Origin of the sequence: Sphingoaurantiacus capsulatus, from assembly GCF_042648405.1 — a bacterium.
In the GTDB taxonomy this organism is placed as follows: domain Bacteria; phylum Pseudomonadota; class Alphaproteobacteria; order Sphingomonadales; family Sphingomonadaceae; genus Sphingoaurantiacus; species Sphingoaurantiacus capsulatus.
In genome coordinates, this window is record NZ_JBHRXV010000004.1 from 267013 (window position 1) to 287336 (window position 20324).

Consider the following 20324-nt stretch of genomic DNA (forward strand, 5'->3'; position numbering starts at 1 on the left):
CAAGCACGGGGTTGAAAGCCGCCGCCGCCCGCGCCATTTTGCCGGGGTTCGACGACCGGAGAGACGACATGGATTTCCACCCGACCGCCAAGACCCAGAACCTTGCCGCCGGGGAATTCCATGCCTGCGATCACACTCTCAAATCTCTCCTGGGCGACGCCTGACGGACGTCGCGTCCTTTCCAACCTCGACCTGAGTTTCACGTCCGAGCGAACCGGACTTGTCGGCCGCAACGGCACCGGCAAGACCAGCCTGCTGCGGCTGATGTCCGGGGAGCTGACACCGCTGAGCGGGCGCGTCACGATCGACGGCACCATCGGCGTGCTGCGGCAGGAGCTGTTGCCCGATCCTGACGCGACGATCGCCGACCTGTTCGGGGTGCGTGAGGCGTTGGCGGTGCTCGACCGCGCGGCGCGGGGTGACGCGCGTGTCGATGAGCTGTCGGACGCCGACTGGACACTCGAAGCGCGGATGGAGGCGGCGTTGGCGAGCGTCGGCCTGGCCGCCGAACCCGATGCGCCATTGGTCCAGCTGTCAGGCGGGCAACGGACGCGGGCGGCGCTCGCCGCGCTGACCTTTGCCGCGCCCGACTTCCTGCTGCTCGACGAGCCGACCAACAATCTCGACCGCGAGGGGCGCGCGGCCGTGGCCGAACTGCTGGCGGGCTGGGGGGCGGGCGCGATCGTGGTCAGCCATGACCGTGAGCTTCTGGAGGCGATGGACGCGATCGTCGAGCTGACCTCGCTGGGCGCGACACGCTACGGTGGCGGCTGGAGTGCCTATCGCGAGCGTAAGGCGCTGGAACTGGCGGCGGCCGAACATGACCTCGCCGTCGCCGACCGCCGCGTCGCCGAGATTGACCGACGCGCGCAGGCGATGGTCGAGCGCAAGGCGCGGAAAGACTCGGTCGGCGCGAAGAAGGGCGCGCGGGGCGACATGCCGCGCATCCTGATCGGCGCGATGAAGCGGCGGGCGGAGGAGACCGGCGGCGCCGGTGCGCGGCTGGCCGACAAGCAGCGCGACGAGGCTTCGAGCGCCGCGGCGGCGGCACGTGAACGGGTCGAGGTGTTGCAGCCGTTCAAGGTGGTGCAGCCGCCCACGGGATTGCTGCCGGGCAAGATCGTGCTGCGCGCGGACGGGCTGACCTTCGGCCATGTATCGGGCGAGCCGCTGATCGACGACTTTTCGTTCGACCTGACCGGGCCGGAGCGCGTCGCGATTACCGGGGCGAACGGCAGCGGCAAGAGCACGTTGCTCGACCTGATCGCCGGGCGGCTGGCGCCGTGGGAGGGCAGTGTTCGGGTGGGCGTGCCGTTCGCGATGTTCGATCAGGAGGTAGCGCTGCTCGATCGCGACGCGACCATTCTCGACAATTTCCGCCGCCTTAACCCGGTCGCCGACGAGAATGCCTGCCGCGCCGCGCTGGCCCGCTACATGTTCCGCGCCGACGCAGCGTTGCAGACGGTGGCGACGTTGAGCGGTGGGCAGCTGCTGCGCGCCGGGCTCGCCTGCGTGCTGGGCGGGCCGACGCCGCCGCAATTGCTGCTGCTCGACGAGCCGACCAACCATCTCGACATCGACTCGATCGAGACGGTGGAGGCGGGCCTGCGCGGCTATGACGGCGCGCTGCTGGTGGTGAGCCACGACGCGGCGTTCCTCGACGCGATCGGGGTGACGCGGCGGATCGCAATCGGCTAGAGCGCGCGCGTGGATACTGCCGAACCTTTCGACCGCACCGCCCGGCGCGCGCAGCGCGACCGCGCCGCCGCCGGCTTCGACGCGCATGCCTTCCTGAAGGACGCGATGATCGAGGAGATCGTCGCGCGGGTTGGGGATACGGGGCGCGAGTTTGCGCGGGTGCTCGATCTGGGCAGCCATGACGGGCGGCTGGGGCGGCGGCTGGGGGCGATGGCGTTTGCCGACGCGGGCGCGGCGTTCGCGAAGGCGGCGGGCGGCGTGGCCGCCGACGAGGACCGGCTGCCGTTTGCGGATGCAAGCTTCGACTTGGTGGTGTCGGCGGGAAGCCTGCACGGGGTGAACGACCTGCCGGGGGCGCTGGTGCAGATCCGGCGCGCGCTGAAACCGGGCGGGCTGTTCGTCGCGGGGTTTGTCGCTGGCGAAACTTTGGCCGAGGTGCGGCGGGCGTTTCTAGAGGCGGAGAGCGAGCTGCGCGGCGGGGTGTCGGCGCGGACGATGCCGATGGTCGATGTCGCCGAGGCCGCGGGGCTGTTGCAGCGCGCCGGCTTTACCATGCCGGTCGCCGATATCGACACCGTGCAGGTGCGCTACGCCGGGCTGCTGCCCGCACTGGCCGAACTGCGCGGCGCGGGCGAGGCGAACATATTGTCGGCGCGCCGGCCGCTGCGGCGCGACGTGCTGATGGCGGCGGCCGAGCGGTTCCAGCAGGGCGCGGGCGCCGACGGCAAGGTCGCGGTGCGGGTGCAGATGCTCTACCTCGCCGGCTGGGCGCCGGGGGCGGCGGCCGCGCCGCTGAACGAAGCGCTAAAGCAGCGCCTGCAATAGGCCGAGCACCGGGCGGTCGGCCGGCGGCATGTCGAGCTTGAACAGGTCGGGCACACGCACCCAGCGCAAGGGTTGGCCCTGCTGCCCGACCGGGCGGCCGTTCCACTTGCGGCAGGCGAAGATCAGCATCACCAGGTGGAATTTCTCGTAAGCGTGGCTGACGAAGCCGCAGGGGGCGAGGCAGGAGGCGGCGGTGTCGATGCCGAGCTCTTCCTTCAGCTCGCGGACCAGCGCCAGCTCGGGCGGCTCGCCGGGCTCGACCTTGCCGCCGGGAAATTCCCACAAGCCGGCGAGGTGCTTTCCTTCGGGGCGCTGCGCGACGAGCACGCGCCCGTCGGCGTCGACCAGCGCGACGGCGGAGACGAGGACGATGGGCAGCCCCGATGGCGGCTCGTCGCCGGGGCAGAGGTTAACCGCTTGATGAGCATCGTTCATGCCGGTTCCTTAACGCTTCGCCTTTAGGACGGCATCCGGGAAATTGGGCGAGGGCCAATCCTTGAAGCTGTGGCGACGAATGCTGCGGGACATACGCGGGGCGACGGCGGTCGAGTACGGCCTGATCGCCGCGCTGATGGTGCTCGCCATGCTAGTCGGCATGCAGGCCTTCGCCGACGAGACCGCTTCGATGTGGACTCAGGTCAGCTCGAGCGCCGCCCAGGCGATGGACTGACCCTCCCCCGCGCGCGTCAGCTTTTCGACATCCGGCCAGCAATCGTTTCGGCACCGTGTCGTAACGGAAAGTCAATAAAATGACGGTTAACGACGATTCAGTGACGCTTTTAAGCAATTGGTAGGATTAGGGGGCGTAAAGCCAAGGTGCTGACCCGGGGTGCGGGACAGAGGGACTTACTACCGCTTGGGCACTGAAGGAGACTGATCATGGCTTTCATCCGTAAGCTCATGAAGAACGACAAGGGCGCCACCGCCATCGAGTACGGCCTCATCGCCGCGCTCATCGCCGTGGCCGCGATCACCGCGATGAACTCGTTGGGCAGCTCGATCCAGGGCACGTTCACCAGCGCCTCGAAGGCGATGGACGCGCGCTAAGCCGCAGACGATCTCGTCATGTGGGGTGTCGGGCGGCAGGGAAACCTGCCGCCCTTCGCCGTTTTTGGGGGAACGCGCAGGCTTTTGGGGAGGCCGCCGTTTCCGCTTTCTTCACGCTTCCCGAGGCATGATCGGCGCATGAGCCACGATACCGCCCGCGAAATCCGCCTGTTCGCGCTCGTCGCGCTGTTGATCGCCGGCTATGGCGCCGCGGTTTCGACCGTCGCCATCGCGCACGGCCAGCTCGAGTTGATCTTCATGAAGGAGATCGGCAATACGATGGCGGCGATCTGGATCACCGCTTTCGCCTTCGTGTTCTGCGCCTATGCGCTCGACCTGATGCTCCGCCGCCGCCCCGAGCGGCCGCTGATGGTGATGGCCAGCGAGTTTCGCGCGCAGGTGCTGCGCCCCGACTGGCTGATCGCGCGCACCACTGTCGTCGCCGGCTGGTTCTGCCTGATGATCTTCTTCACGCCGTTCAAGGTGATGATCGGCCACATCCAGGGCTTCCCCCTCGACAGGGCGCTGGCCGGGCTCGACCGCGCGATCTTCATGGGCCACGACCCTTGGGAGCTGACCCATGCGCTGTTCGGCAGCGCGCCGGTCACCTTCATCCTCCACATGGGCTACAACATGTGGTTCGTGATGATGTGGCTGAGCATCATCTATTTCATGATGCGGCCCGAGCTGGTGCGGCTGCGCGCGCGCTACATCGTCGCGTTCCTGCTGTCGTGGATGATCGTTGGTTCGTTCGCCGCCTACTTTCTCGCCTCGGCCGGTCCCTGCTTCTACGAACGCGCCTTCGGTGACCCGCAGTTCCGGCCGCTGATGGACCGGCTGCAGGCGGTCGATGCTCAACTCCAGACGATCTATCCAACGTTCGGTGTGCATGGCCTGCGGCTGCAGGATCTGCTGTGGAGCAATTTCGTCGCCAAGCGCGACCTGTTCGGCGGTGGCATCTCGGCGATGCCGTCGATGCATGTGTCGCTCGCGGTGCTGATGGCCTGCGCGGGGTGGAAGCTGAACCGCCGCCTCGGGTGGATTCTTACCGTTTTTGCGGGCGCGATCTGGGTCGGGTCAGTGCATTTCGGCTGGCATTACGCCACCGACGGCCTCGTCGCTCTGGGGATGACGCTCGGCATCTGGAAGGCAAGCGGCTGGCTCGTCGACCGGCTGGTGATGCGCGAAGCGCCGGCCGCGGCGTGGCGACCGGCGCTTGCGGAATAGTCATTTAGCCGCGGCCGTAGACGATGATCTTCACCTTCTCGCCCGGCCGCAGCGGCTGGTTGGCCTGGCGGTCGTTGAGGACGAGGAAGCGCTCCTGCTGATAATTCGAGAACGCCATGCGGCGCGCCATCGACTGGATGGTGTCGCCGGCACCGACCGTCACCACATCGATGACGCGCGGGCGGAGCGCCGCCGCCTCGCTGTCCGACAGGCGGCGCAGCGAGCGGATCAGCGATTCGAAATTGCCCGAGCTGCCCGCCGGCGCGATCGTCACGAAATGATAGGCGGTGCCGCTGTCCCACTGATAGCCGACGATCTGCACGTCGACATTGCCTGACTGGGTGCGGGCGCGCAGCGGCAGGATCGACACCGGCATGCCGTTGATGTTGGTGCGCTGGATCGAGCCGGCCTGCACGCCCTGCGACTGACCGACCAGCGCCTGCGCGACGCCGGTGACATAATTGTCGAGGCTGCCCGACAGGCGGCCGCCCGAGAATTGCGCGCGCAGGTTGTTCGGCCCCTCCATCGTCACCGAGTCGGTGGCGTTGTTGAGGTAGAAGCCCTGCGGCGCCTGGAAGCGGATTTTCAGGGTCGGGTGCGAGAACACCGAATCCTCGGCATAGCCCTGGCTCGGATCGTCGCCGTAGAGCATGCCGTCGACGGCGGCGAAATACTGATCGGCGTTGCGCGCCTTCTGGCCCGGGCGGACGCCGGTCTTCTGCGCGGTCTGCGTGGCGCGGTTGACGCGATCGGTGGTGAGCGGGTGGCTGCGCTGCCACGTCGGCACCTGCGCCGCCTCGGTCTGGCCGCGCAGGCGCGATTCCAGCGCCGACTGGTCGCCGAGCGACTTCAGCATGTCGGCCGAGGCATAGGGATCGTAGCCCGCCGCGTTCATGTAGCGGATGCCGAGGTCGTCCGACTGGAATTCCTGGCTGCGCGAATAGCTGAGCACGTTCGCCTGCGCGAAGATGTTGGCGAGCTGCGCCACCTGACCGCCGAGGAAGATGCCGGCGAGCACCGAGCCGAGGCCGGCGATCGTCGAGCGCTGCTGGCGCTTCTGCGAATGGCGGGCGGCGACATGGCCGATCTCATGCCCGATCACCGAGGCCAGCTCCGCCTCGTCGTTCATGATCGAGAGCAGCCCGCGCGTCACATAGGTGTAGCAGCCGGGGATGGCGAAGGCGTTCACCACGGTGGTGTTGAGCAGCGTCACGGTGCATTCCGAGCCCGTCGCGGCAATGCCCGACTGCACGGCGATCGACTTGCCGACCTTGTTTACCATCGCAACGCCGGGGCCATTGTAGGCGCCGCCGAACTCGGCGAGGATCTTCGGATGCTCCTGCGCGCCGAGGCGGCGGTCGCTTTCGGAGATGCCGCGCGCCTGGGCGTCGGCGCGCTGCGCGGCGCCGGCCGACAGCGCCACCGCGGTGACGGCGGCGATGGCCAGGAACGAAGCGGAATGGCGGCGGGTCATGTCACGTCCTTCACGAATATCTTCAGCGTCCAAACCCCACGCATCAAAGGCTGTTCCCATAACGGCCTGTCGCTGAACTCGGCCTGACATCGGCGTTCATCGAGCGGTCAGGGAAAAGCCGTTGCGGACACGTAATGGTCACATCGTCATTCGTCGAGATTCGCGCTATCGTCACATCGTCACGGCATGAGGCTGCCGTGACCGCGAGGGAGCCTCGACCATGATCCGGATCGTTCTGACGATGTGCGTGGCGTTCGCGTTGGCGGCTTGCACGACGACCGCGACGTCGACCACCGAAGGGGCGGTGCCGCGCGACGCGTGGGGCCGACCCGTTACTGCCGGCAAATAGCTAGGCGGCGCGGCCCATCGCGAGGAACTTGCCGCGCCGGTCGGCCTTGAGCTGCGCCGGGGTAAGGCCGGACAGCTGTTGCAGCTCATGCGCGACGGCATCGCCCAACCGGTCGATCGCCTCTTCGGGCGCGCGCTGTGCGCCGCCCAGCGGCTCCTCGACGATGGTGTCGATGACGCCGAGGCGCTTCAGATCCTGCGCGGTCTGCTTCATCGCCTCGGCCGCATCGGCGGCCTTGTCGGCGGTGCGCCACAGGATCGAGGCGCAGCCTTCGGGCGAGATCACCGCATAGACCGAATGTTCGAACATGATGATGCGATTGGCCGTCGCCAACGCCAGCGCGCCGCCCGAGCCGCCCTCGCCGACGATCGCCGCGACGAAGGGCACGCCGACCGACAGGCAGGCCTGCGTCGAACGCGCGACGGCCTCGGCCTGGCCGCGCTCCTCCGCCTGCACGCCCGGGAAGGCGCCCGAGGTGTCGACGAAGGTGATGATCGGCACGTTGAAACGGTCGGCGAGCTCCATCAGGCGCGCGGCTTTGCGATAGCCTTCGGGCTTGCCCATGCCGAAATTGTGCTTGATGCGGCTCGCGGTGTCGGAGCCCTTTTCGTGGCCCATCACCATCACCGGCTGGCCGCGGAAGCGGCCGAGGCCGGCCTGGATGGCGGCGTCCTCGGCGAACTTGCGGTCGCCGGCGAGCGGCGTGAAATCCTCGATCAGCCGGCCGACGATATCCTTGAAGTGCGGGCGCGCCGGATGGCGCGCGACCATCGTCTTCTGCCAGGGTGTCAGCTTGGCATAGGTGTCGCGCAGCAGCTTCGAGGCCTTGGCCTCCAGCTTCTCGACTTCGGGCGCGATGTCGAGGCTCGACGACGAACCTTTAAGTTCCTTGATCCGGGCTTCGAGCTCCGCGACCGGCTTCTCGAATTCGAGGAAGGTGACCATGGCCACGGGGGATAAGCCGCCGCGCCGAGGGCGTCAACGATGGCGCGTGGGGGATCAGGACTTGGCGTCAGCCAAGGGATGCTTCGATTGCACGAGGTCGACGAGATGTTTCGACTGGACGTGCGTGTAGATCTGCGTGGTCGCGATATCGGCGTGGCCGAGCATCATCTGCAGCGCGCGCAGGTCGGCGCCGCCTTCGAGCAGATGTGTCGCGAAAGCGTGGCGCAGGACGTGCGGGCTGATGCGATCGGGCGGGATGCCGGCTTCGGCCGCGAGCGTCTTCACGATCTGGAACAGGCGCACGCGCGACAGATGCTTGGCGCCCGACGGGAACAGGTAGCGCGAGTCGGCGGGGACGAGTTCGGCATGCGACGCGACGGCGGCAAGCGCGCGCTCGCCGACCGGTACCAGCCGTTCCTTGTCACCCTTGCCGCGCAGTACCGCATAGGGCCGTCCCGGCTGGATCGCGCCGCGCGGCAGCGACACCAGCTCGGTGGCGCGCAGGCCCGATCCGTAGAGCAGCTCGACAAGCGCGCGGCGGCGGCGGGCGGCGGGGCTGTCGGGGGTAGATTCCAGCACCTCGAACAGCCGGTCGATGTCGGCGTTGGAGAGCGTCTTCGGCAAGGGGCGCGCGTTGCCGGGGCGCGGCAGGTCACGCGAGGGATCATCCTTGCGATGGCCTTCATCGACGAGGAAGGCGAAGAAGCGGCGCAGCGCCGAGCTCTTGCGCGCCACCGAGGCGCGGGCGAGCGTCGCCCATTCGGCGCCGAGGCCGGCGAGCGCCGCGCTATCGGCTTCGGCCAGCTTGCCGCCAAGCAATTCGCTGGCCTGCGACAGGTCACGGCCATAGGCGGCGATGGTGTTCGCCGCCGCTCCGCGCTCGGCCATCAGCATGTCGAGGAACAGCGCGATCGCCTCGCGATCCGACACGCTGCCCATCAGGCTCGCGTCAGCGCCTCGACGGCGAGCATGCGCGCCTCGGTCTGCAGGCCGACACGGGCGTAGGCGGCGATGATCTTCTGCAGATGGCGCGGCGGCACGCCCCGCTGCAGGCCGATGCCGGCGAGGATCGCGACCTCGCCGATCCGGCGCCCTTGCGCGGCGGCATCGAGGCGGCGCGACCAAGCATTGTCGAGCGGCGCGACTTCGAGATCGTCGAGCATTTCGTCCCAATCGCTGCCGCGCCCGAGACCCGACAAAGCGGCGGCGAGAAGCTGCGCGCGGTAGGTGGCGCGCTTTTCGCCGACGCGCGATTTCTCGCTGCCGAACCAGTCGTCGAAGCGGCCGGTGTCGGCGGGGATGCTGCCGGTGCGGTCGGCGAGCGCGACCAGCGCCCAGACCCGGTCGCGCACCGAACCGCCTTCATCGTCGGCGAGCGGCCACCAGCGCATCGCGGCGTTGGTGTAGCCGGCGGACAGCGCGCTTTCGACCAGCTCCGGCGCGGCCTCGACATGGGCGTCGTCGACCGGGAAGCGGGCGGCGGCCTGCGCCGTCAGGATCTTGGCGCCGAAGCGTTCGCGTTCATTGTTGCCGCGCGCCCAGAGGGTGCGGAGCGCGGTCATGCGATCGTCGGCGGAGCGGGCGACGAAGGCGGCGCGCAGGCGGCCGCTCGGCGACGCTTCGAAGGCGAAGGGGTCCATGTCGGCGGCATAGGCCGAATGGACGCGCACCATTTCCGCCGCCGACGAGACGCCGAGCGCCGCGGCGGTGGGCGCGGCGGCAAGGCGGCGGTCGAGCGTGGTCGACGGGTTGCGCAGCAGCCATGCCTGCACGGCGGGCGAGGCCTTGGCAGCCAGTTCCTCGGGGATGGCGACGCCGCCCGCCGCGGACAGGCCGAAGCGATAGACGTTGAGCTTCGTCACCTCGTTCCACTCGACGTTCGCGGCCCGGCCCGTGCCCGAGGCGGCGGTAGCGAGGCGTTCGGCGAGGCTGATGTCGAAGGGGCTCGCCGCCTCGCGATTGCGCAGGCCGTCGAAGGTGGTAGCCGCCGTCAGGTCGTCGCCCTCGAGCGCCGCACAGAGGCCGTTGGCGAGCGGCCACAGCGTTTCCTTCGACAGCGTGATGGCGGTCGGCGCCAGCGCGCAGAGGCCGAGCGCGTCGCCGGCAGCGAGGTGGACCTGCGCGGCGACGGCATAAAGGCGCGGCGTGTAGCGATCGACGGGGATGGCGGCGACGAGGCGCTTGGCGCCGTCGACCTCGCCCATGCGCACCAGCGCCCAGGCGCGCTCCGCCACCCAGTCGGCAGGACGCGCGCCGGCGGGCGTCGGTACTTCGGACAGCAGCGCGCGGCGCAGCACGATATGCACCCAGCGCGACGAAATCGGCGCGTCGAGGCGCTTCAGCAGCCCGTCGAGGAAGCGGCCGTTGGTGCCGGCGAAGATATTGGGGCCGTAGCCGCCGGCCTGCGGCGACAGCCAGCCGACGAAATCGACGTTGCGCGAGGTCGGCGCCGACAGCAGCGGATCGGGGCCGACGCTGATCGCCGGCGCTGTATCGGCGAGGCCGGGGGCGAGGATCGCGGGGCCTTCAGGCGTCGCGGCGGGCGCGGCCGGCTGCGTGCCGGGCACGGGCGCTGCGGGGGCGACGGGCGGCGGCGGGGCGTCGTCGAAGCCTTCGGGCAGGATCGACTTGGGCGCTTCCTGGCCGATGACCGGGAGGGCGATGACCGTGGCGAGGGTGGCGACGCTCGCGGCGAGCGCCGCTTTCCAAGGGTGTATCCTCATGCCTGACGACCGTCTGGATTGTCAGGAGAAGTCCGCTGGCAAGGAATGCAGCGCAGACGCGTAGCGGTTGCTACGCGCAAGCAAGCGACGCTGACCAGCGGGCTTCTCCTGACAACCGCTTCGCGGCGGGCGGATTTGGCCCATGGCGGCGTCGCTCGTCGGGCTCGATGCGACTGCATCGCGCCCTTCCTCGTTCCTAGCCCTGGGCCAAATCCGCTCCGTCCAGACGGCCGGCAGGCATGAGGATACACCCTATCGACCCAGCTTTTCATTCGGCACGATCTTCTCGACGCGCTGCGGCGCGACCTCGGGTTCGGCGAACATCATGTAGATCGATCCGCCCACGACGATGACCAGCGCGAGGAGCAGCACCCAAAGCAGCAATCGTCCCATTCACCCACCTTTTACACAGCATACTGGGGCGACGGATTTGGCCCGGCGCTCGCGCGGTGTATAGCCCCTGCTTCGATGGAGCGCGACGCCAAAGATACCGTGGGCCCGGGGCCCGACCGCCCGATCGTCCTCGTCGGGCTGATGGGGGTGGGGAAGTCGACGGTGGGCCGCAGGCTCGCCGCGCGGCTGAACCTGCCGTTCGTCGATGCCGACACCGAGATCGAGAATGCCGCGGGGCTTTCGATCAGCGAAATTTTCGAGCGCTATGGCGAAAGCTATTTCCGCGACGGCGAGCGGCGGGTGATCGCGCGGCTGATCGACGGCACGCCCAAGATCATCGCGACGGGCGGCGGCGCCTTCATCAACGACGAGACGCGCGCGCTGATCCTCGAGCGCGCCATTGCCGTCTGGCTCGACGCCGATATCGACACCTTGGTCGAGCGCACGGGGCGCCGCGACCATCGCCCGCTGCTAGCCGGTCGCGATGCGCGGGCGGTGCTCACCGAACTCGCCGAGAAGCGCAACCCGATCTATGCGCAAGCCCCGATCCATGTCGAAAGCCGCCCCGCGCCGCACGACGCGACGGTGAAATCGATTCTCGCCGCCCTGCAGCCGGAGACCACGCCTTGAAACTGACCGTCGAGCTGGGGCCGCGCAGCTACCCGATCCTGATCGCGCCGGGCGCAATGCGCGAAGCCGGTGCGCTGACCGCCGAGATGCGCGGGCGGGCAATGGTGGCGGTGGTGACCGACGAAACGGTGGCGGGGCTGCATCTCGACACATTGCGCGCGGCGCTGGAAGGCGCCGGCCGCCAAGTCGAGGCGATCATCCTGCCGCCGGGCGAGGCGACCAAGTCGTGGGCGCACCTCGCACTGCTGACCGATCGGCTGCTGGCGCTCGGTGTGGAGCGCGGCGACTTCATCGTGGCGCTGGGCGGCGGCGTGATCGGCGACCTCGCCGGCTTTGCTGCGGCGATCCTGCGGCGCGGCTGCCGCTTCGTGCAGGTGCCGACGACCTTGCTGAGCCAAGTCGACTCCTCGGTTGGCGGCAAGACGGCGATCGACAGCGCGGCGGGGAAGAATCTGATCGGCGCGTTCCACCAGCCGTCGCTGGTGCTGATCGACCCGAACGTGCTGGCCACCCTTCCGATGCGCGAGCTGCGCGCCGGCTATGCCGAGATCGTCAAGATCGGGCTGATCGGCGACGCCGGCTTCTTCGACTGGTGCGACGCCAACCTCGACGCGGTGCTGGCGCGCGACCCCGCCGCGTTGGCGAAAGCGATCGAAACGGCGGTTCGCGCCAAGGCCGAAGTGGTTGCCGCCGACGAGCATGAGACGACGGGGCTGCGCGCCCTGCTCAACCTAGGTCACACCTTCGGCCATGCGCTGGAGGGCGAAGCGGGTTTCTCCGACCTGCTGCTGCACGGCGAGGCGGTGGCGTGCGGGATGGTGCTGGCGTTCCGGTTGTCGGCCGAACTGGGCCTCTGCCCCGCCGCCGATGCCGAGCGGGTCGCGGCGCATATCGTCCGCGCCGGGCTGCCGGCGCATCCGCGCGACATCGGGCTGACAACCGACGCAGCCACGCTGGTCAGGCACATGACGCAGGACAAGAAGATGCAGGGCGGCCGGCTCGGGCTGATCCTTGCGCGCGGCATCGGACAGGCGTTCACCACCAAGGAGGTGGAGCTGGCGACCGTCGAGGCGTTCCTCGCGAAGGTGCTGGCCGAAGCCTAGTCGGCCTTCGCCGGGCAGCCGGCGAAATGCGAATTCAGCATCCGTTTCCATGTCGCCGCGCCGCCGCCATGGACGTCGCGCAGCCGCAGCCGGAAGTCGCGATATTCGGCATGGTTGGGCGAGCGCCAGTCGGCGCCGAGCACGACGCCGCTGGCCGCGTCGAGCCACAGCGGGCCGCCCTTGAACGCACCGCTGCCGCGCACCTGATAGCGCACCGCCGCCCGCCCCTCGAAACGCTCACTGCGGACCCGGTTGGCGGTAACGACGCCGAGGTCGCGGAGCAGCGGCGGCTCGCCGTTCCACACCAGAGGCAGCGCGAACTTCAACGTCGCGGGCGGCGTTCGGCCGGCAAGCGCGGCGGTCAGGCTGGCGAGGTCGTAGTCGAACAGGTGCCACGGGCCCGGCGTGATGGTCAGCGTCTCCGGCTTCGGCAGGCCGTCGATGGTGACGCGGATGGTCGACGTCGCGGCGTCATAGTCGAGAACACCGATCTTGCGCTGCACCGCGTCCCGCTCCAGCCGGCCGGCGACCAGCTCGGCCGCGTAGGTGCGATCGGGCGCCATCGTGGCGGTGACATAGGCGGCGCTGGTGCAGCGCTCGCGCGTCTTCACCACCTCGACGTGGGTGGGATCGGGCAGGAAAACGAGGATGCGCTCGGCCTCGCTGCCGTCCTGGTTCGAGCGGCGATAATCGTAGATCGGCGCGGCCTGAAGCGTCGCGGCTATCGCTATCATCAGCAGCATCTCGTTCTCCTTGCCGCGCAGGATAGGCGGGTGGGCGGCAAACGCGGAATCGGCGCGGCATGAACGACCGCGGATTGTCGGCGAGCGACGGTCTTCCGCGGCGGCTCAGCATATCCTAGATCGGGGCGATGCCGATCTTTCGCCGCCTGACCGCCACCGACCTCCCCGACTTCCGCGCGCTCAATGCGCTGTTCGCCGAGGTGTTCGACGACCCCGACCATTATGCCGCCGCGCCGCCCGATGACGGCTACGCCGCGCGCACGCTGGCGAAGGACAATGTCATCGCGCTGGTGGCGGTCGAGGACGAGGCGGTCGTCGGCGGGCTGGTCGCCTATGAGCTCGACAAGCTCGAGCAGGCGCGCAGCGAGATCTACATCTACGACCTTGCGGTGCGCGAGACGCACTGGCGGCGTGGCATCGCCACCGCGTTGATCGCCGAGGTGCAGGCCATCGCCACCCGGCGCGGGGCGTGGGTGATCTATGTGCAGGCCGACTATGGCGACGCGCCGGCGGTGGCGCTCTACACCAAGCTCGGGGTGCGCGAGGATGTGATGCACTTCGACATTCCGCCGCTCCGCAAGACATAGTTGCCGATTGCAGGCGGCGGTCTAGACTTCGGCTCTTCTGATCGGGGGGAACGATGATCGACGACACTCGCTCGCTGCGCGACCTGCGCGCGGACTATCTGGCCGGCAGCACCACTTCGATGCCGATCGCCGGCATGATTGCCTGGGGCCTGCTCGGAATCGCCGCGTTGCGGCTGCCGCCGGCGACGATCGGCACGCTGGCGCTCTACATCATGGGCCTGATCATGCCGCTCGCCATCGGTCTCGACCGGCTGCGGGGGCGCAACTTCTTCGCGGGCGGCGCGACCAATCCGCTGGTAAAGCTGTTCCTGATCTCGGTCGTGGGCATCGCGGTGACGGTGCCGGTGGTGATCATCGGCGCGAAGGGTGCGAGCGATCCGACGATCGTCGTGCTCGGCATGGCGATCCTCGCCGGCGTCATCTGGATTCCCTATGGCTGGGCGGCGGGCGACCCGGTCGGGATGCGGCACGCCGTGGCGCGCGCCATCGGCTGCTACCTCGCCTTCGCCTATGCGCCCGACGCGTACCGCGCGACGGCGATCTGCGCGGTGGTGGTGGTCGCCTATGTCTATTCGCTGACCTTCATGAAGCGGCCGTCCAGCGCGCTTGTGCCCGCCGCCTAGCTCGGTCAAAAAGCGGCGATGCTTCTCGATCGCCGCAGCCTGATCGCCGGGACCGCCGCGCTGCTTCCGGGCTGCGCGGCGACGGGCACCCGTCCCTCACCGATTGTCCCGGCGCCGGCCTGCCTGCCGCGCGTGCAGGCCGACCCGAGCCGGGTGATCCGCCATGTGGTGGGCCTGCGTCCCTATCGCCCGTCGGGGTTCGTGGTGCGCGCCGAGGCGCTGGGCGCGACGAAGCTCGTCCACAACTACGGCCACGGCGGCGGCGGCATCACCTTGAGCTGGGGCAGCTCGAAGCTGGCGACGCAGCTCGGCCTGCCCGGCCACAGCGGGCCGGTGGCAGTGATCGGCGCCGGCATCATGGGGCTGACCACCGCGCGGCTGGTGCAGGAGGCGGGGTTCCCCGTCACGATCTACACCGCCGCGCTGCCGCCCGACACGACCTCGAACATCGCCGGCGGGCAATGGGGGCCGTTCAGCGTCTATCGCGACAGCGCGGTGACGCCGGAGTTTCGCGCGCAGTTCGCCGCCGCGCTCGACTATAGCTGGCGGCGCTTCCAGATCATGATCGGCGACGACTATGGCGTGCGCTGGCTGACCACCTACAGCGAGGGCGAGGCGCCGCCGCCGACCGCGGCGCTGTATCCCTATCATCCGGCGGCGCGCAGCCTGACGGCGAGCGAGCATCCGTTCCCGATCGAGCGGCTGTTCCGTTACGACACCATGTACGTCGAGACCGGGCGGTTCCTGCGCCAGTTGCAGCAGGACATCGAGGTGTCGGGCGGCCGAATCGCCATCCGCAGCTTCGACACGCCCGCCGAGATCCCCGCGCTGCCCGAGAAACTGGTGTTCAACTGCACGGGCTTGGGCGCGGGCAAGCTGTTCGGCGACAGCGAGCTGACGCCGATCCGCGGCCAGCTCGCCATCCTGCTGCCGCAGCCCGAGGTAACTTACGCGCTGACCGCCGATGCCGGCTACATGTTCCCGCGCGCCGACGGCCTGATCCTCGGCGGCACCTTCGACCACGGCAACTGGTCGACCGACCCCGACCCGGCGACCGCGGCGCGGATCATCGAGGCGCACCGCGACCTGTTCAGCCGGTTTCGCTGCCAAGGCACAACCGAAAGCTGAAGGCGGTGGGCAGCGAGACACCCCCTGCCCGCTGGCTCAATTGGTTGCACGGCTTCGGCTATGTCACGACGGGCGTCATCGCCTTACAGGCCATTGTAATTGCAGCTCTTGGCATACCGGCATTCTATAGCGACCTGTCATCTCGAGCCGAGCAGAAGCGCGAGAACCGAACGCGTGAAGGGCCGGTGAGAGCAAGCGCGTTTCTATCCGACAATCTGGCCGCGTTGCCCACTGTAGAACCGGGAAGCGACACGTTGCGCTTTGTTACCGACGCGTCCGGCTATTATCAGCACGCCCTGCTGCTGTCGTTGCGCCACGGGGCCGCCGAAGCGACCGGCACAGTAGTGCTTACCCAACCTCACCCAAAAAAGGCGGTCAGAATCGCCCATTTCACCATGCCGCCCGAAGCCCATCGCAAACTGATGCAGCAGATTGATGCACATACCGATGGCTGGCCCGGCAAGGGGTGGGGCAACGCATGTCAGACGCGCGATGGCCGCTTCACCGCTTTTGAGCGAGGTCGCGGCAACCGCGTGACATCTGGTGGCGGGTTTTGCCTGGCGCACTACGACCGCCTCGGCACGATTGTCTATCAGGGCATCAGGGCAAACGTACCTTGTGAGGCGATGAACGAAGGTGAGCCTTGGCGCGAGGTTGGGGAGTGGAAAATGAACTGCCCACACCAAACTACACCCCCGCTGTCGAACGCCGGCCGATGAGCGCAGTCGCACCAAGCAACGCCGGCCGGCGTCTAAAATGGCTCCATCGCATCGGCTATGTGACGACCGCTGTTTTCTGCGCTGAGTTGGTCGCGCTGGCCGCGGTCGCTGGTCCGGAAATTTACCGCATCGCGGCACTCTGGGCCGAGCAGCGGCGCGAAAATCGCACGCGCGAAGGGCCACTGCCCGCCGGCAAGGCGCTCACCCAGGAACTGGCGTTGTTGCCTCCACTGCCGAGCCTCGGCCGTGATGCTCTCCGCTTCGGCACGCACTTCTCGCTCAGTGATAAGAGCTATGCTCTTTCGCTCGCCCTCCCTGCCAATGCACCGCGCGCATCGGGCGAGATCTTGCGGATGTCGGTGAACGGCGACAAGCCGATATTGCTCTCGGCCGCACGCTTTACCATGCCGCGCGATGCCTATCGCCGGATGACGCAACAGCTCGACGAGCAAACCGACAATTGGAACGGCAAGGGCTATGGCGGTTGCCTTGACGGTGCCGCGACGGCGTTCGAGCGGGTTCGCGGACAGAAGATCAGCTCTGGCGTCGGCTTGTGTGTCAGCCACTACACGGACCTCAGCCGCCTCATCTATCGAAGCATTAAGCCTTATGCGCCATGCGACGCCCTTCCCGAATATGACCTCTGGGTTGAGTCAGAAGACTGGGCGGCGACCTGCGCAGGCAAGCGTACAGCGCCGACCGACTAAAATTCGGTATCGCCGATTGTTGTTCGGTGCAGCAAACGGGCGTGGCCTTCGTAGCCGCCGGTGGCGCGGTGGAGGAGCGAGCGGTTGTCCCACATGATCAGCATGTCGGGCTCCCACGCATGGGCGTAGACGAAGCGGTCCTGCGTCTGCCACGCATAAACGTCGGCGAGTAGCGCCTCGGGCTCGTCGGTGCCCTCGAGCCCGACGATGTAGCCGATGGTGCTGTAGATCGCCTGCCGCCCGCTTTCGCGGTGGCGGCGGATCAGCGGGTGGCGCTGGATGGCGGTGGCTGACTCGGACGGGCGGATGTCCATGCTGCGGCCCTTGTCGGCGGTGCCGTAGAAGCCGCTGGGTGCGTAGGCGCGGCTCGCCGAATGGAGCGCGGTGACGCCTTCGCAGCGGGCCTTCAAGTCAGCGGGCAATTCATCCCAGGCGGCGCGCTGATCGGCGAACAGGGTGTGGCCGCCGGTGGGCGGCACGGTGATCGAGCGCAGGCAGGTGCCGGCGGGCGGGATCGCCTGGAAACTCCAGTCGCTGTGCCAATTCTCGGCGAACAGCGGCGCGGTCTCGTCAGCAGCGCGCTTGACCGCGATCACATGGCGGCGGCCGGGGACCGAGGCGATGAACGGGTCGTCGCCGAACGGGCCGAAGGCGAGCGTGAAGCGTTCGAGATCGTCATCGTCGATCTGCTGGTCGGGGAAGGCGAGCACGGCATGCTCGACCCAAGCGGCGCGTAGCTCGGCGACGAGGTCGGGCGACATCGGTTCGTGCAGATCGAGCCCGGTGACGCGTGCGCCGCAGACCTGCCCGGTCGGTTCGATGTGCAACCCGCTCATCCCGCGATCAGCTCACCCCATCCGTCGCGCCCCGTGCGCCACGCGCGCCGTCTTCGTAGCACAAGTGGCCGAGCGTTCGCGAATGGTGTCGAGCAGCTGCCAGTCGCAGCGCACTTCGTCGGGCGTGAAGGTCAGCGCCATGTAGCCGCGGTGCGAGGTATCGCACCATTTGAGCTCGGGGTTCGAGGACACCAGCGACTGCGCCAGCCGCGTCGGCGCGACGCCACGCAGCGACCATTCGAAGCCCGGCGAGGTCACAGAATTGGTGCCGAACTCGACGCCCGCCGGCTTGCCGTCGTTGGTGAGGTCGAACGCCCAGGCGTTGTGGCTGTCGCCGGCGATGGTGACGAAATTGGCGCCGGCATTCTGCGCCTGCGACAGCAGCCGCGCGCGCGCCGCCGGGTAGCCGCCCCAGGCGTCGGGATTGAACGGGATGCCGGCCTTGGCCGCGGCGAGGCCGGTGGTGAAGCGCGAGCGCGTGCGCTCCGACGGGTTCTCGCCGAGCCAGTCGGCGCTGGCGTCGCGCGCGGTGGTGAGGCCGCCCATCAGCACCTGCTGCGCGACGAGCTGCCAGCGCTTGTTGCCGCGCACCGATCGGGTGAGCTGATCGCCGACCCAGGCTTCCTGCTTCGCGCCCATCATCGAGCGCTTGGGGTCGGCGAGCGGGCCGTCGCGGAACGATTCCAGCGCCGATTGCAGGTCGGTCGCACGGGCGATGGCGCCCGCAAGATCGGGCTGCGCGTCGCGGCCGACGAGGCGCGTTTCGAGGCGGACGAGGGTCAGCAGGTCGCCGACCTCGTAGCTGTCATAGTCCGCGTCGGACATCGGCAGCCATTCGCGGAACGCCTTCTTCGCGGCGGTCTTGCGTGCCTCCCAGTCGCCCTCGGTCTCCGGCTGATGGTTCTGCGCACCGCCCTTCCACGCGTCGTTGGTGATCTCGTGATCGTCCCAGATGTTGAGGCTGGGATAGAGCTGATGGAGCCGCTGCAGGTCGGGATCGTCGCGGTAGCTGGCGTAGCGGGCGCGATAGTCGGCGAGGTGGACGATCTCGGTCGACGGGGCGATCGGCCGGCCGGCCAGGGCATCGCGCTCCGACGGATAATCGCCGCGGGGGTATTCATAGATATAGTCGCCGAGGTGGACGACGAGATCGAGGTCGTTGCGCGCCGCGGCGTGCGCATAGGCGTTGAACCAGCCGAACGGCTTGTTGGCGCAGGAGAAGGCGGCGATGCGGAAGGACCGGATGCCACCTTCGGGCAGGGTGCGGGTGCGACCGGCGATCGACTGCGCGCCTTCCGGCCCGGTGAAGCGATAATAATACCAGCGGCCCGGGGTCAGACCGGTGGCGGTCGGCTTGGCGCAATAGTCGTTTCCGGCCTCGGCGACCGCCTCGCCGCGCGACACGATGCGGCCGAAGCCGGGATCCTCGGCGACCTCGAAACGCAGCGGCGCGGCGGCGCCCGTCGCGGGGACGTAGCGCGTCCACAGCAGCACGCTCGTCGCGCGCGGCTCGCCGCTGGCGACGCCGTGGGTGAAGCCGCGCGCCACGCCGATCGCCGCGGCCGGCGCCGCCAGCGCGCCGGCGCCGAACAGGCCGCCCTTCAGAAGCGAACGCCGCCGCAAGTCGATCATGTAGCCTGTCCCCGTGCCGATTATCGTTGGGCCTCACTATGCGTCGATTGTGACGGTTCGGCCACGACTTGCGAATTGGGCTCGCGGATTGGAGGGTGTGCAAGTGAGTGGCACTCAGGCAAACTGCGGCCAACTTATTGCTGGGGAGACGAGTCATGGCCACCGCGCTGAAAAGCCAGCCCAACGTTCGCGATCAGGTGTCCGAGGAGGAGTGGAAGCTCCGCGTCGACCTTGCCGCCGCCTATCGGCTGGTCGCGCTCTACAAGTGGGACGACGTGATCTTCACCCATCTGTCGGTGCGCGTGCCGGGGCCGGAGCATCACTTCCTGATCAACCCGTACAATTTGATGTTCGAGGAGATTACGGCGTCGAGCCTTGTGAAGATAGACACCAACGGCAACCCGGTGATGGAGACGCCCTACATCACCAACCCGGCGGGCTTCACCATCCATTCGGCGATCCATATGGCGCGCGACGACGCGCATGCGGTGATGCACCTGCACACCCCTTACGGGCAGGCGGTGAGCGCGATGGAATTCGGGCTGCTGCCGCACACGCAGACCGCGATGATCGCACAGCATGACGTCGCCTATCACGAGTATGAAGGCATCGCGACCGACCTCGAGGAGCGCGAGCGGCTGGTGCAGGACATGGGCAGCAAGAACGCGATGATCCTGCGCAATCACGGTACGCTGACGGTGGGCGAGACCGTCGCCGACGCGTTCATGCGCCTCTATTTCCTCGAGCGCGCCTGCGAGGCGCAGGTCCATATGCTGTCGGCGGGCCGCGAGAACCTCTCCAACCCGCCGCAGGGCACGCCGGAGAAGGTCAAGGACCAGTCGTCGGGCCGCGGCATGCAGGCGCTCAACCAGATGCTCGCCTGGCCGGCGCTGCTCAGGAAGCTTGACCGGATCGATCCGAGCTTCCGGGATTAG

The 20324-nt window shown here is 68.4% G+C and carries 23 protein-coding genes; 14 read left to right on the forward strand and 9 right to left on the reverse strand.

What is annotated here, in order from left to right; translation table 11 throughout:
* The first annotated feature begins 120 nt into the window (after positions 1-120).
* On the forward strand, positions 121-1698 hold the full coding sequence (locus ACFOMD_RS06515) for an ABC-F family ATP-binding cassette domain-containing protein (protein ID WP_380858645.1): 1578 nt from the start codon (positions 121-123) through the stop codon (positions 1696-1698).
* A gap of 9 nt (positions 1699-1707) precedes the next feature.
* Positions 1708-2523, forward strand: a complete 816-nt coding sequence (locus ACFOMD_RS06520) for a class I SAM-dependent methyltransferase (RefSeq protein WP_380858648.1) — start codon at positions 1708-1710, stop codon at positions 2521-2523.
* On the opposite strand, the gene ACFOMD_RS06525 is transcribed toward ACFOMD_RS06520, so the two are convergent.
* The gene (locus ACFOMD_RS06525; RefSeq protein WP_380858651.1) at positions 2503-2958 is read right to left on the reverse strand and encodes a (deoxy)nucleoside triphosphate pyrophosphohydrolase; all 456 of its coding nucleotides are present in this window, start codon (positions 2956-2958) and stop codon (positions 2503-2505) included. The genes ACFOMD_RS06520 and ACFOMD_RS06525 overlap by 21 nt on opposite strands.
* A gap of 79 nt (positions 2959-3037) precedes the next feature.
* Here ACFOMD_RS06525 and ACFOMD_RS06530 point away from each other — a divergent pair, with 79 nt between their 5' ends.
* The 3 genes from ACFOMD_RS06530 (at position 3038) to ACFOMD_RS06540 (ending at position 4797) form a co-directional block, all read left to right on the forward strand.
* Complete coding sequence (locus ACFOMD_RS06530) at positions 3038-3193, forward strand: Flp family type IVb pilin (protein WP_380858654.1); 156 nt, start codon at positions 3038-3040, stop codon at positions 3191-3193.
* A gap of 209 nt (positions 3194-3402) precedes the next feature.
* Entirely contained in the window at positions 3403-3570 is a 168-nt protein-coding gene (locus tag ACFOMD_RS06535) for a Flp family type IVb pilin (protein ID WP_380858656.1), read from the forward strand.
* A 138-nt stretch (positions 3571-3708) separates the two neighbouring features.
* Positions 3709-4797 carry a phosphatase PAP2 family protein gene (locus tag ACFOMD_RS06540; RefSeq protein ID WP_380858658.1) on the forward strand — a complete coding sequence of 363 codons (1089 nt, stop codon included), beginning with the start codon at positions 3709-3711 and terminating at the stop codon, positions 4795-4797.
* Between the two features lie 4 nt (positions 4798-4801).
* Here the strand turns inward: ACFOMD_RS06540 and ACFOMD_RS06545 are convergent, their stop codons facing one another.
* Entirely contained in the window at positions 4802-6271 is a 1470-nt protein-coding gene (locus ACFOMD_RS06545; protein ID WP_380858660.1) for a M48 family metalloprotease, read from the reverse strand.
* Positions 6272-6491: 220 nt separating this feature from the next.
* Between ACFOMD_RS06545 and ACFOMD_RS06550 the strand changes: the two genes are divergently transcribed.
* Positions 6492-6620: a hypothetical protein gene (locus tag ACFOMD_RS06550; RefSeq protein WP_380858663.1), complete on the forward strand. Its 129-nt coding sequence runs from the start codon at positions 6492-6494 to the stop codon at positions 6618-6620.
* On the opposite strand, the gene ACFOMD_RS06555 is transcribed toward ACFOMD_RS06550, so the two are convergent.
* The 4 genes from ACFOMD_RS06555 to ACFOMD_RS06570 form a co-directional block, all read right to left on the reverse strand.
* Entirely contained in the window at positions 6621-7565 is a 945-nt protein-coding gene (locus tag ACFOMD_RS06555; protein ID WP_380859590.1) for an acetyl-CoA carboxylase carboxyltransferase subunit alpha, read from the reverse strand.
* A 54-nt stretch (positions 7566-7619) separates the two neighbouring features.
* A complete protein-coding gene (locus tag ACFOMD_RS06560) occupies positions 7620-8504 on the reverse strand; it encodes a tyrosine recombinase (RefSeq protein WP_380858666.1) in 885 nt (294 codons plus the stop codon).
* Positions 8504-10288: a hypothetical protein gene (locus ACFOMD_RS06565; protein ID WP_380858669.1), complete on the reverse strand. Its 1785-nt coding sequence runs from the start codon at positions 10286-10288 to the stop codon at positions 8504-8506. Before ACFOMD_RS06565 ends, ACFOMD_RS06560 begins: the two co-directional genes overlap by 1 nt.
* 252 nt (positions 10289-10540) lie before the next feature.
* On the reverse strand, positions 10541-10681 hold the full coding sequence (locus tag ACFOMD_RS06570; protein ID WP_380858672.1) for a hypothetical protein: 141 nt from the start codon (positions 10679-10681) through the stop codon (positions 10541-10543).
* A 75-nt stretch (positions 10682-10756) separates the two neighbouring features.
* On the opposite strand from ACFOMD_RS06570, the gene ACFOMD_RS06575 reads away from it, so the two are divergent.
* Together ACFOMD_RS06575 and aroB are read left to right on the forward strand one after the other, a co-directional pair.
* On the forward strand, positions 10757-11311 hold the full coding sequence (locus ACFOMD_RS06575; RefSeq protein WP_380858675.1) for a shikimate kinase: 555 nt from the start codon (positions 10757-10759) through the stop codon (positions 11309-11311).
* Complete coding sequence (aroB, locus tag ACFOMD_RS06580; RefSeq protein ID WP_380858678.1) at positions 11308-12414, forward strand: 3-dehydroquinate synthase; 1107 nt, start codon at positions 11308-11310, stop codon at positions 12412-12414. Before ACFOMD_RS06575 ends, aroB begins: the two co-directional genes overlap by 4 nt.
* Here the strand turns inward: aroB and ACFOMD_RS06585 are convergent.
* Positions 12411-13157 carry a hypothetical protein gene (locus ACFOMD_RS06585; RefSeq protein ID WP_380858681.1) on the reverse strand — a complete coding sequence of 249 codons (747 nt, stop codon included), beginning with the start codon at positions 13155-13157 and terminating at the stop codon, positions 12411-12413. The genes aroB and ACFOMD_RS06585 overlap by 4 nt on opposite strands.
* Before the next feature lie 128 nt (positions 13158-13285).
* Between ACFOMD_RS06585 and ACFOMD_RS06590 the strand changes: the two genes are divergently transcribed.
* The 5 genes from ACFOMD_RS06590 to ACFOMD_RS06610 are packed head-to-tail and all read left to right on the forward strand — an operon-like array spanning position 13286 to position 16921.
* Positions 13286-13744 (forward strand): AAC(3)-I family aminoglycoside N-acetyltransferase, encoded by a 459-nt coding sequence (locus tag ACFOMD_RS06590; RefSeq protein ID WP_380858684.1) that lies wholly within the window; start codon positions 13286-13288, stop codon positions 13742-13744.
* A gap of 53 nt (positions 13745-13797) precedes the next feature.
* Positions 13798-14367, forward strand: coding sequence for a DUF7010 family protein (locus tag ACFOMD_RS06595; RefSeq protein ID WP_380858687.1), 570 nt, complete (start codon positions 13798-13800; stop codon positions 14365-14367).
* 18 nt (positions 14368-14385) lie between these two features.
* Positions 14386-15495: an FAD-dependent oxidoreductase gene (locus ACFOMD_RS06600; protein WP_380858690.1), complete on the forward strand. Its 1110-nt coding sequence runs from the start codon at positions 14386-14388 to the stop codon at positions 15493-15495.
* 5 nt (positions 15496-15500) lie between these two features.
* Positions 15501-16214 (forward strand): hypothetical protein, encoded by a 714-nt coding sequence (locus ACFOMD_RS06605; protein WP_380858693.1) that lies wholly within the window; start codon positions 15501-15503, stop codon positions 16212-16214.
* Positions 16211-16921, forward strand: a complete 711-nt coding sequence (locus tag ACFOMD_RS06610; protein WP_380858696.1) for a hypothetical protein — start codon at positions 16211-16213, stop codon at positions 16919-16921. The genes ACFOMD_RS06605 and ACFOMD_RS06610 overlap by 4 nt, the downstream gene beginning before the upstream one ends.
* On the opposite strand, the gene ACFOMD_RS06615 is transcribed toward ACFOMD_RS06610, so the two are convergent.
* Both ACFOMD_RS06615 and ACFOMD_RS06620 read right to left on the reverse strand, forming a co-directional pair.
* Positions 16918-17757, reverse strand: a complete 840-nt coding sequence (locus ACFOMD_RS06615; protein WP_380858699.1) for a TauD/TfdA dioxygenase family protein — start codon at positions 17755-17757, stop codon at positions 16918-16920. The genes ACFOMD_RS06610 and ACFOMD_RS06615 overlap by 4 nt on opposite strands.
* 12 nt (positions 17758-17769) lie before the next feature.
* Positions 17770-19389 (reverse strand): alkaline phosphatase D family protein, encoded by a 1620-nt coding sequence (locus tag ACFOMD_RS06620; protein WP_380858702.1) that lies wholly within the window; start codon positions 19387-19389, stop codon positions 17770-17772.
* Positions 19390-19544: 155 nt separating this feature from the next.
* Here ACFOMD_RS06620 and ACFOMD_RS06625 point away from each other — a divergent pair, with 155 nt between their 5' ends.
* Positions 19545-20324 (forward strand): class II aldolase/adducin family protein, encoded by a 780-nt coding sequence (locus ACFOMD_RS06625; protein WP_380858705.1) that lies wholly within the window; start codon positions 19545-19547, stop codon positions 20322-20324.